This is a genomic window from Burkholderia reimsis, from assembly GCF_003294055.1.
In the GTDB taxonomy this organism is placed as follows: domain Bacteria; phylum Pseudomonadota; class Gammaproteobacteria; order Burkholderiales; family Burkholderiaceae; genus Burkholderia; species Burkholderia cepacia.
Map to the genome: position 1 here is coordinate 337,598 of NZ_QMFZ01000001.1, position 12,219 is coordinate 349,816.

Annotated in this window: 5 protein-coding genes; 2 read left to right on the plus strand and 3 right to left on the minus strand. The window is 67.3% G+C overall.

From position 1 onward, the window contains the following. Positions 1-132: 132 nt before the first annotated feature. The 3 genes from DPV79_RS01470 to DPV79_RS01480 all read right to left on the minus strand — a co-directional run bounded on the left by DPV79_RS01470 (position 133) and on the right by DPV79_RS01480 (position 5,101). The gene (locus DPV79_RS01470) at positions 133-1,653 is read right to left on the minus strand and encodes a sensor domain-containing diguanylate cyclase (RefSeq protein ID WP_113044578.1); all 1,521 of its coding nucleotides are present in this window, start codon (positions 1,651-1,653) and stop codon (positions 133-135) included. A 276-nt stretch (positions 1,654-1,929) separates the two neighbouring features. Beyond that, positions 1,930-4,275 carry a sensor histidine kinase gene (locus DPV79_RS01475; protein ID WP_113044579.1) on the minus strand — a complete coding sequence of 782 codons (2,346 nt, stop codon included), beginning with the start codon at positions 4,273-4,275 and terminating at the stop codon, positions 1,930-1,932. Beyond that, on the minus strand, positions 4,268-5,101 hold the full coding sequence (locus DPV79_RS01480) for a response regulator transcription factor (RefSeq protein WP_059485554.1): 834 nt from the start codon (positions 5,099-5,101) through the stop codon (positions 4,268-4,270). Before DPV79_RS01480 ends, DPV79_RS01475 begins: the two co-directional genes overlap by 8 nt. Before the next feature lie 1,436 nt (positions 5,102-6,537). Between DPV79_RS01480 and DPV79_RS01485 the strand changes: the two genes are divergently transcribed. Together DPV79_RS01485 and DPV79_RS01490 are read left to right on the plus strand one after the other, a co-directional pair. Next, entirely contained in the window at positions 6,538-11,340 is a 4,803-nt protein-coding gene (locus DPV79_RS01485) for a YadA-like family protein (protein ID WP_113044580.1), read from the plus strand. Between the two features lie 127 nt (positions 11,341-11,467). Next, a complete protein-coding gene (locus tag DPV79_RS01490; protein ID WP_113044712.1) occupies positions 11,468-12,130 on the plus strand; it encodes an OmpA family protein in 663 nt (220 codons plus the stop codon). Positions 12,131-12,219 lie beyond the last annotated feature (89 nt).

Genomic DNA, 12,219 nt, shown 5'->3' on the forward strand with positions numbered 1-12,219 from the left:
GGATGGAAAGTCCGGCGGCTTCGTTATTGACTGACGATCCCTGTTGCCGCCACGACACGTGACGGGACAGTGGCCCGGGACAATCGTGTGTATGCAACCCGCGGCCGGGAACCTCGACTCGCCCCATGGCCGTCATGCCGAGCGCGCGAGCGGCTCCGTTTCCGCGCAACACACCCGGTTTCTGCCTTCCCGCTTCGCACGGTACAGCGCCATGTCCGCCTGATGCGACAGCGCGTGCACGGAGGCGGGGCGTGCGCGATGGCCGGTCGCGCAGCCGATGCTGACGGTGAACGGCGGAACGGGTTCCGCAAACCCGTCGAGCCGGTTGCGTTCGACCTCGCGGCGAATCGCCTCCGCGACCTTCGCGGCGCCGCGTTCGTCGGTGTCGGGCAGCACCGCGACGAACTCTTCGCCGCCGTAACGCGCGGCGAAATCGCCGCGCCGCTGCGTATGGGTACGGATGCATGCGGCGAGGAACCGGAGCGCCGTGTCGCCGCGTGCATGCCCGTATCGGTCGTTGTATTGCTTGAAGTGGTCGGCATCGATGAACAGCACCGACAGGCTGCCGTCGTGGCCGCGCTGGAGCCGTTCCCATTCGTCGGCCAGCGCGACGTCGAGCGCGCGGCGGTTGTGCAGGCCGGTCAGCGGATCGGTGCGCGTGAGGTCGGTGAGCAGCGTCTGCTTGCGAAGGTTGTCCCGCAACGCGAACGCGAGCAGCCAGACGACCGCGCAGAAGAGCGCGCAGAGGAGCGACGCCGACACGCCGACCGACCACGACATCCGGATGAAACCGGCCAGCACGTCGGCTTCGGCCGGCGCGACGACGGCGATCAGCGGTGTGCCGGGCACCCGCTGGAACGTATAGAGCCGCAGCGTTCCGTCGATGCGCGAATACGCCGCATAAAAGCCCGAATCCTGGTTCAGCATGCGATCGAAGGCTTTCGAGCGGCGCAGGCGGATCATCTGGTGATCGTTCAGCGACGGGTTGCGGGCGAGGATGGTGCCGTCCGCGCGCACGATCGCGCTGATGCCGTGCGGCCCGACGTCCAGCCGGGACAGCAGCTGATCGAAATAGGCGAGATCGATCGCGACCACCGCGATGCCGTTGAACGTGTGGTCCGGTCGTTCGATGCGCCGCGAGAGCGCGATCGATTCCGTGCCGCCGCGCGAGCGCGCACGATAGGCCTCCGACACGTAAAGGCCGACGTTCGGCGAGTCGCGATGGACCTTGAAATAGTCGCGATCGCCGAAGTTCCAGTGGTGCGACGGGCCGCAGCACGCGTCGATCAGCTGGCCTTCGCGGTCCGTCACACCCATCCCCGTCACGTATTGCGCGGCCGCGCGCTGGAACAGCAGGTCGTGCCGCAGCCCGGCGTCCATGCGTCGCACCGCCGGCTTGCCGAGATCGGCGGAGAGTGCGATCAGCGCGTTGTTGGACGTTTCGACGGTCCGCGCGATCTCGCTGACCAGCACGGCGGCGACGTTGCGCGAGGTTTCGTGCGCGTGCTCGACGACTTCGCTTCTCGTGGCCCAGAGCGTGGCCGCGCTGATGCCGATCGCCGCGAACGACATCAGTGTGCCCAGCGCGCCGACGACAAGATGGTTTCGTCCCGCCCAGTCGGCGATTTTCTCGATGGAGGTGGATGCGGACATGCTGGCGCTCGCAGGGGAGGCCCGGCGCGATGAACCGGGCTGCGCTGAAACCCGGGTTAACGGCAGGTCGTCGCGGAAATCGAGGCCTGGATGCAACGCAAGTGGGCGCGGCGCGGCGCGCAAACGTGTGCGTGCCGGGTGCTCGACGGGGCGCGTATCGGCAAGCGCGAGCGGGGGGACGGCTGGCGAAGCGATCGCGTCGCGGGCTCGACGTTCGGTGCGGCGGAACCCGGAACGCGGGCCTGACGCGGTGCCGGCGGTGTCCCGCCCGCGCGATCAGGCCGGCCCGGCCGCGTCCGTCTCCGCGTCGTCCGTCGCCGCGTGGCGCGCACGTTTCAGCGTACCGGCCAGCTTCTCGATCGCATGCAGGTCCAGCGTATCGAGATGCTCGCGCACCGCCTGCACGAAGGCCGCGTAATCCGGTTCGTCCGCGTACTGGCCGAGCCATTCCTCGATATCGGTGAGCTGCCCGTTGCCGGCGAGCCGGATCAGCGCGTCGAGTGCATCGTCGGGCGGGCAGCCCATCGCGGGCGCGGTGCCGCCCGGCACGACCTCGTCCGCCGCATGAAACCGCCGCACGAGCTCCGATGCCGGCACGAGCACGTGCCCGACGGCCGGCGCGACGATCGCGAACGAGAACGACGTGCCGACGCCGGGCTGGCTCGCGACGGCCAGCTCGCCACCCATCGCACCGACGATGCGCTGTGCGATGAACAGGCCGAGCCCGGTGCCGCCGTTGACGGCCTGCACCTGCTGGTACGCGCGAAAGATGTCGCGGGTGCCGCTGATGTCGATGCCAATGCCCGTATCGGCGACCTCGAACAGCAGGCGCCATGCGTCGCCTTCGCGCGACGCATGCACCGACAGCGTGACCGTGCCGTCGCGCGTGAACTTCGATGCGTTGGACAGCAGGTTCAGCAGCACCTGCTGCAGCCGCATCCCGTCGATCGACATCGTGCGCGGCAGCGGGCTGGCCGGCCGGTACACGAACCGGTTGTCCTGCTGCGCGCACAGCGCGAGCGCATAGTGGCCGATGTCGTCGAGCAGACCGGGCAGGTCGGTCGTGTCCGGCGACACGCCGAGCGGCTGCAGCTCGGCTTTCGTGAACGCAAGGAGTTCGTCGATCAGCGTGAGCTGGTAACGGATGCTGCGGTCGATCGAGCGGATCAGCCGCGCCTGCCCGCGCGTCGCGCCTTGCAGCAGCAGCTTCGCGTAGCCGTTGATCGTCGATAGCGGCGCGCGCAGGTCGTGGCTGACGTAGCCGAGCGTCTCGATCTTCTGCTGCATGTGCGTCGTGACCTGCTGGAGCGCGTCGTTGAGCGCGAGCGTGCGCCGTGCGACTTCGTCGCGCAGGCGATCCTGTTCGGTGAGCTGCCAGTGTTCGAGCCGCTTGCGTGCTTCGGTGCGCTGGCGGCCCACGTGATGAATCCACGCGGCCAGCACCAGCAGGTGCGTGGCAAGCCCGACGATCGCGATGACGGGGTTCGGATAGATGTCGGACTTGAGCCAGGACAGCACCGGCGGCAACGCGTCGATGCCGTCGAGCACGCGGATCAGCATGTTGAAGGTGGCGAACGCGATCGCGATCAGCATCACGCGGCCGGTCGGCGTGCGGCGGATGGCGAGCCACAGCGCGAGGCTGATGTTGACGATCCCCAGCGCCGCGTTCAGCCGCAGGCAGAACCACGTGAAGGTCAGCAGGTCGCCGAAAGCGGCGCCGGCCACGCCGACGAACTCGAGCGCGAGGAATGCCATGTAGACCACGCGCAACGGCAGCCTGGCCTGCTCGCGCCGGGCGACCGTCAGGATGAAGAGGATGAAGCAGGCGATCGCGAGGTACACGAAGATGATTTCGCCGCGTGCCGACCACTCGCGCAGCGCGGGCGGCAGCGCCATCGCCGTATAACCGCGGTAGGCCGCCTCGAACAGCGTCGTGCCCAGCGCCAGCCCGGCCAGTACGTAGAACACGCCGCTGCGCGAAAAGAACCCGATCAGCAGCGCGCACCACACGAGCGCGAGCAGCCCGCCGAAGAAACCGAAGTCCCACATCGTCGCGCGCCGTTCCAGCGCATCCCATGCCGCGCGGGTGAATGCCGCCGGCGCGAGCCGCATCTCCTTGCGCGACGTGACGCGGATCAGCACGGGGATGCTTGCGCCGGCAGGCAGCGTGACGTCGAGTTCCGGGTAGCGCGACGGGGGGCCGGCCGTATCGCCGCCGGCATCGGCCGCCGGGAAGCGGCTGTCGAGCGTCCACCGGCCGTTCCGGCCGACATGGAAGTCGGCATGGTCGACGCGCGCATCGCGAATCGCCAGCACCAGCGGCCGAGCGGCGCTGTCGCGGTTGGTCAGCGTCGCGCTGACCCACCATGCCGACCGCGAAAACGCGATGTTGAACGAGGGCGCGGTCGTCGTGGCCGCATCGTGCGGACGATCGGCAACGTGCGCCGCGACCTGTGCGGCGGTCATCGTCGTGCTCGTGTCCTCGAACACCGACACGGCTTCCAGTTGCGCGGGGTTCGGCGTCGCTGCCGCGCGGGCCGTCGCGCAGGTGACGGCCAGTGCGATCAGAAGCAGCAGCACCGCGCGCCATCCGGCTGCCCACGCCGCGCCGCGACTACACATCGGGATGATGCCCGCCGGGTGTGGGCGGCGCGTTGACCGCATGGCGCTGGCGCCGCCAGTCGGACGGCGTGATGCCGAAGCGTTCGCGGAACGCCGTCGCGAAATTGCCGGGCGTGGAAAAGCCGATTTCCTCGGCGATGTCGCCGATCCCCATCGACGTCTCCGCGAGGAAATGCATCGCGGCGCGCAGGCGCGTATCGCGCAGGTACTCGAACACGGTCTGGCCGAGCTGGTCGCGGAACACGCGCGACAGCCGCTTTTCGTGGGTGCCGACCTGCCGGGCGAGATCCTCGAGCGCCGGCGGATGGCGCAGGTCGCGCAGCAGGACCTCGGCCGCCGCGCGCACGAGGGCCGCCTCCGGGTTGTCGGGCATCTCGGGCAGGTGCGCGAACGGCTGGCTGCGCCGCGCGCGCTTCAGGTGGTTGCGGATCCGGGCCAGCACTTCGGTCGGCTCGAACGGCTTGACGATGTAGTCGATCGCGCCGGTTTCGAGCCCCGCGATGCGATCCTCGAGATCGCCCGCGGCCGTGAGGATGATGACCGGGATGGACTGCGTCGACGGCGTCGACGCCAGCAGCCGGCACGCGGCGAAGCCGTCCATGCGCGGCATGCGGACATCCATCAGGATCAGGTCGGGTGCGATCGCCTGGGCGCGGTGATACGCCTGCAGCCCGTCGAACGCGACGCTGATCCGGCACCGCGCGGCACGCAGGATTTCGGTCAGGAGCCGCAGGTCGTTCGGGCGATCGTCGACGACAAGAATATGGGCGTCGGCGAGATCCGGCGTGGAGCGAAGCGACGCCGGGCTGGACGAGCGGGATGACATGGTGGCGGACGCGGTGGAAGGGTGGTCGGTCGGATTGAAAGCTTCGCTTTCAGCGCGATTGTTGCGAAAAATTATATGTCGACAACAGTACCGATTGTGAGGATTCCGTGCGGCCCGTGTGGGCATATCCGGCGGGGCGCTGCGCGATTTCGGCACCGGCGCTCCGCCGAATGGAATCGGAGTGGAAAAACATGCCGAATTGCATTTTAATATCGGTCTTTATTTCCGGATTTTATCGATTGCTGAATCGAATTGGCCCGCAGAATGAATTCGAGCGAGTTGTGTCGAGAGACGATGCGTTTCAGTGGGAAATGGATGCGCTGAATCGACGCCCGCCCGATTAATGTCTTTTTGCGGGGTGGTCAAGATTTATCTTGGTGAAAACCGTATTTCGGGCGTGAATGTATGAATGTGAATGCCGTCCGCTCGGGAAAAGCTTTTTTCCGCTCGAGAAAAGATGCGTTTGAATGGATGACCGCACACTAGCCCCGGCGCGGTTGGAATCGGTTCTTCGAGGGGAACGGTTTTGCAAGGATTCCTGCCGCTGCCATATTCGGATGACGCGATATCGAATGTGACATCGAATGATGGCAATTCTCAGGATGTGAGAATGCGACGACGGACAAGAAAATTGGCACGAGGGTAATACAAATTTCATAATTTTCCGAACGAGTACGTATAAAAGACAAGCGGAAAGATTGTGAGGTTGGTCAGGGTGTGACGCATCGACCAGAAAAATCGTCAAGAAAATTCGACCGATTAAATCGATGCGGGGGCGTTCGGCAAGTCAGGCGCTATTTCCGGAAATCCGGAAAGGCGTTTGACTGCCGGCGGAGAGAGTGAGCGGCTGCGTGCGCAGCCCGGCGGCCTGATCCGTCCGGGTGCGATCGCGCAGCGCGTTCTCGAATCAGGCGGGCACGAAAAACATGAATGCGACAGGCATGGCAGGTCAACGCACCGGTTCGAGCGAACCGGGTGCGCATGCTTCATACCCGGGGACCACTCGGCGTCATCCTCCTCCTGAATGAATCGTGACGGGCCGTCCCGAGGTACGGGGCGGCATCCGTCCATCCGGCGTCTGAACGACGCCTTCCCATGACATTCGAGGTCGCCGCCGGCTCGGCGCGACGGCACGCGCACGCGGATTCGCGATGCGCGGGGTCGCGCGCCGCCGTCTTTCGCGCGACATCGGCTTCGATGAACCGATAACCGGCGAATGCCGCCGCGCCGCGTGCCGATGCACGCGTACGGCGTGCAGTCGTGCGATCGCCCGCGCGATCGCGATTACCGAGCAGTGTTGTTCGATCGTTTAGTTAGCTATCCAAAGTGAAGCGCGAAGCGTCGCGGCACGGACGAGGAGGCAGACCGGCGCGTCATCGCCTGCCGTCGCGTTTGCTGCCGCGTCATCCAGCACATGAGAACCGAGGGAACACAAGATGAACAAGTCGTTCAAGTCGATCTGGAACGAAGCACTGGGGGCCTGGGTCGCGGCTTCCGAGCTTGACCGTGCGCGCGGCAAGCGTGTCGCGTCGGCGAGCGGCCCGCGCGAGCATGCGGCGAACGAGGGCGCCGCGCGACGCGCGGGCCTGCTTTCGGCGCCGTCGCCGCGACGGCTGGCCGTGTTGATGGCGTCCACGTATCTTGCGTTGTTCCATGCGGGGGCGCACGCGCAATACGCGCCGGACGGCGGGTCCGCGACCGGCGGCGTGACGTCGATCTCGATCGGCGTCGGGTCGAGTGCCGCGCAGCAGAACTCGACCGCGCTGGGCAACCTGTCGACGGCCGCGGGCGTTTCTGCCACGGCGCTGGGTCCGGGCGCACATGCGATGGCGGACGGTTCGACGGCCGTCGGCATCAACGCGCAGGCGACCGGCGTCAACAGCGCATCGCTCGGCGTGCAGGCGATCGGTTCGGGCGCATATTCGGTTGCCGTCGGTAATTCGGCGCAGGCGACGCAGACGGGCACGGTGGCGATCGGCAGTGGCGCGACCGCGAACGGCACGTCCGCCGTCGGCCTCGGGAACAATGCAACGGCATCGGGTCAGTATGCGGTTGCGCTTGGACTCGGTGCGGTTTCGTCGGGCATCGGCGGCGTTGCGCTCGGTTATTCGTCGCAGGCGACCAATCAGGGCGCGATTGCGCTCGGCAACCAGTCGACGAGTTCCGGCGCAGCCGGCGTGGCGGTGGGCAGCGGTGCGTTGACGACCGGCAATTCCTCGATCGCGATGGGTGTCAACAGCGGCGCGAAGGGCGCGACGTCGATCGCGATCGGCTGGGGCGGGACGGCCGGCGTACCGGGCTCGGGCACGCAGTCGCTCGGCACCAGTTCGATTGCATTGGGTTCAGCCACGACGGCCGCGGCCAATCAGGCGATGGCGCTCGGCTTGAGCGCGAACGCATCGGGCGTCAGTTCGATTGCGGCAGGCGTACAGTCGACCGCGACCCAGCAATTCGCGGTCGCGCTCGGCAATCTCGCGCTCGGCAGCGGCGTCTCGGCGACGGCCCTGGGCTCGGGGGCGACGGCGTCGGCCACGAATGCGACGGCCATCGGCATCAACAGTGTCGCGGCCGCGGCGTCCACCGTGGCGATCGGCGACAGCAACTCGATCGCGGCCGCGGCAGGCGCGGGGTCGATCGCAGGCGGCAACAGTTCGAAGGTGTTGAGCGGCGTCGGGGCGGTCGCGCTCGGCCTGGGGCAGACGGTCAGCGGCAACGGCGCGGTGGCGATCGGCGACCCGAGCACCGCGATCGGCACCGGCGCGGTCACGATGGGGTCGAACAACACCGCGAACGGCGACGGCGCGGTTGCGATCGGCAATTCGAACATCGCGCAGGGCACGGGCTCGCTCGCGCTCGGCAATACGTCGACGGCAGCGGCAGCCGGTGCGGTGGCGTTCGGCGCGTCGGCCGTGGCGAACAATGCAAACGACGTCGCGCTCGGTTCCGGGTCGACGACGGCCGCGCCGAATCCGACGGCGAGCGCGGTGATTGGCGGCGTCACCTACAACTTCAACGGCACCAACCCGACCAGCGTCGTCAGCGTCGGTGCGGCGGGCACCGAGCGCCAGATCACCAACGTCGCGGCCGGGCGCATCAATTCGGCGAGCACGGATGCGATCAACGGGTCGCAGCTCGATGCGACGAACCAGGCGGTGAATTCGCTGTCGACGTCGACCGCGTCGAGCGTCAGTTCGTTGTCGACGGGGGTGTCGTCGTTGTCGACCGGGATCGGCTCGCTGTCGACGGGGTTGAGTTCGACCAATAGTTCGGTGACTTCGTTGTCGACGTCCACGTCGACCGGCTTGTCGTCGGCCAACAGCGCGATTTCGTCGCTGTCCACGTCGACATCGACCGGCATTACCTCGCTATCCACGGGCTTGAGTTCGACCAACAGCTCGGTGACTTCGTTGTCGACGTCCACGTCGACCGGGTTGTCGTCGGCCAACAGCGCGATCACGTCGTTGTCCACGTCGACGTCGACCGGCATAACCTCGCTGTCCACGGGCTTGAGTTCGACCAACAGCTCGGTGACTTCGTTGTCGACGTCCACGTCGACCGGGTTGTCGTCGGCCAACAGCGCGATTTCGTCGTTGTCCACGTCGACATCGACCGGCATTACCTCGTTGTCCACGGGCTTGAGTTCGACCAATAGCTCGGTGACGTCATTGTCGACCTCCACATCGACCGGCCTGTCGTCGGCCAACAGCGCGATCACGTCGTTGTCCACGTCGACGTCGACCGGCATTACCTCGTTGTCGACGGGCTTGAGTTCGACCAACAGCACCGTGACGTCATTGTCGACGTCCACGTCGACCGGCCTGTCGTCGGCCAACAGCGCGATTTCTTCACTGTCCACGTCGACTTCGACCGGCCTGAGTTCGACCAACAGCTCGGTGGCTTCGCTGTCGACTTCGACGTCGACGGGCATCGGCTCGCTGTCCACCGGCCTGAGTTCGACGAACAGCACGGTTACGTCGCTGTCGACTTCGACGTCGACGGGCATCAGCTCGTTGTCCACTGGCCTGAGTTCGACGAACAGCGCGGTCACGTCGCTGTCCACGTCGACGTCGACCGGCATCAGCTCGTTGTCCACCGGCCTGAGCTCGACGAATAGCACGGTCACGTCGCTGTCGACCTCGACGTCGACGGGCATCAGCTCGCTGTCCACCGGCCTGAGTTCGACCAACAGCGCGGTCACGTCGCTGTCGACGTCGACCTCGACCGGCGTCGCTTCGCTGTCCACCGGCCTGAGCACGACCAACAGCACCGTGACGTCGCTGTCCACCGCGACGTCGACGAGCATCGGCTCGTTGTCCACCGGCCTCAGCTCGACGACCAGCTCGATTTCGTCGCTGTCGACGTCGACCTCGACGACCGTCGGCTCGCTGTCCACCGGCCTGTCGAGCACGAACAGCAACCTGACGTCGCTGTCCACCGCGACGTCGACGGGCATCGGTTCGCTGTCGACCGGCCTCAGCTCGATCGCGTCGAACAACACCAACCTCGGCAACAGCACGGCCGGCGCGATCGGCGGCGGGGCCACCTACGACCCGACGACCGGCACGATCTCCGCGCCTTCGTACGTGACGTACAACAGCGACGGGTCGACGACGGTCAACAACAACGTCGGTTCGGCGATCGACAACATCAACGCGCACGGCATCAAGTATTTCCACGCGAACTCCACGGCGCCGGACAGCCAGGCGCTCGGGCTCGACAGCGTCGCGATCGGCCCGAACGCGGTCGCGAAGGTGGACGGCAGCATCGCGCTCGGCGCCGGGTCGGTGTCCGATCGCGCGACGGTGCCGGCGTCGGGGACCATCCGCAACGGCAGCGCGTCGATTCCGTTCAACACGACCGACCAGACGCTGCTGGGCGCGGTATCGGTCGGCGACGCGACGAGCAAGACGTATCGCCAGATCACCAACGTCGCGGACGGCACCGGCCAGCAGGACGCGGTGACCGTGCGGCAGCTGGCCGGCGCGCTGCAGTCGTTCGCGGTCACGACCACGAAGTACTTCCACGCGAACTCGACGGCCGTCGATTCGCTCGCGGTCGGCGCGGAGTCGGTCGCGGTCGGCCCGACGACGGTGGTCAACGGCGACAACGGCGTGGGGATCGGCAACGGTGCGATCGTCGATGCCACCGCGCCGGGCGGCGTCGCGATCGGCCAGGCGGCAAGCGCCGCGCAGGCCGATGCGATGGCGCTCGGCAGCGGCGCGACGGCCACCGGCGCGCAGTCGGTCGCGCAGGGCGCCAATGCGGTCGCGGCGAGCGTCGGCAGCGTCGCGCTCGGCTCGGGCGCGCACGCCACGGCAACCGATGCGCTCGCATTCGGGGCCGGGGCGTCGGCGACGCTCGCGAACAGCATCGCGCTCGGTTCGGGTTCGCTGACCACCGTCGGCGCGCAGGCGAACTACATCGCATACGGCCTGAGCAGTCCGCAGTCGTCGGCCGGCGAAGTCAACATCGGCAACCGGCAGATCACCGGCCTCGCGGCCGGCAAGAGCGGCACCGACGCGGTCAACGTGTCGCAGCTCGACTCGGTCGCCAACCAGTTGACGACGCTGATCACCCAGCGCACGTCCAACCTCGGCGGGTCGTACACGACGAACCCGGCCGGCACGAACGTGCCGCCGGGCTCGACGGGGCCGAATTCGTCGGCGGGCGGCTCGGGCGCGGTCGCCTCGGGCTCGAACAGCACGGCGGTCGGCAACGGGTCGCTGGCGTCCGGCAACGGATCGACCGCGATCGGCGTCGGCTCGACCGCAACGGGCAACGGGTCGACCGCGATCGGCACGGGCAGCAACGACGGCGGGCGCTCGAACGTCGTCGCGGTCGGCTCGGCGGAGTCGGCGCGCCAGGTCGTCAACGTCGCGGCCGGCACGCAGGGCACCGACGCGGTGAACGTGAACCAGCTGAACGCGGTATCGAACCAGTTCACGCAATCGCTGAACACGGTCAACAACCAGCTCACGCAGATGCAGCAGCAGATCCAGCAGACCGATTCGATGGCGCGCGACGGGATTGCCGCGACGGCCGCGATGGCGTCGATCCCGCACATGGACCGCGACTCGAACTTTGCGATGGGGGTCGGTACGGCGAGCTTCCTCGGCCAGAAGGCGATGGCCGTCGGCATGCAGGCGCGCCTCACGGAGAACCTGAAGGCGACGCTGAACGGCGGTTTCGCCGGCAGTCAGCGCGTGGTCGGCGCGGGTATGTTGTATCAGTGGAAGTGATCCTTGCGCATCGAACCGTTCCGGCATGCAGCGCCGGAACGGTTCGCGCTGAACGAGAACGCATCCGCATGCGGCCGCACTGCCGCGCCGCATGCGCGATATCGAACCGATTTTCGGGAGTGAATCAGTGAAGAAAACCTCTCTTGCCCTGCTCGTGTCCGTGGCCTCCCTGGCCGCCTGCTCGAGCGCGTCCGGGCCGACGTTCAATGCATACGAACTGCAGCCGAGAAACGGCGTGCGGACGTTTCGCGTCGATTGTCACGGCATCCTGTCGAGCGAAAAGACCTGCATGAAGGTCGCGACGCGCATGTGCGACACGCAGCCGGTTCGGCGGGTCGATTCGGAGGCGCCGTTCCGCGACGGCGCGGATCCGCGATCGATCGAGTTCCAGTGCGGCGCGGCACCTGCGCCGCTTCCGGCGCCGGTGGCGGCGGCACCGGCCGCCGCGGAAAAGGTCAGCCTGACAGGAGACACGTATTTCGCGACCGACTCCGCAACGCTGACGCCCGCCGCGCGCGCTTCGCTCGACGCATTGCTGAGCCGTCAGGCGGACCGGCATTTCTCGTTGGTGAAGGTGACCGGCTATACCGACTCGGTCGGCTCGGATGCGCACAATCTGGCGCTGTCGATGCGCCGCGCGGAGGCGGTCGGGTCGTATTTGCGCGAGCATGGCGTGAACGCGGATTCCGTGACGGCCACCGGAAAGGGGGACGCCGATCCGGTGGGCTCCAACGAGACCGCCGAAGGGCGGGCGAGCAATCGACGCGTGGAGATCCTGCTGCAGAAGTAGCGGGTGGGGGCCGCGAGCACTACCGGCGAAGGCGGCCGGCTCGCGGCCGCATCCCTCGCGGCCGTATCGTCGCCATGATGATCAACGCT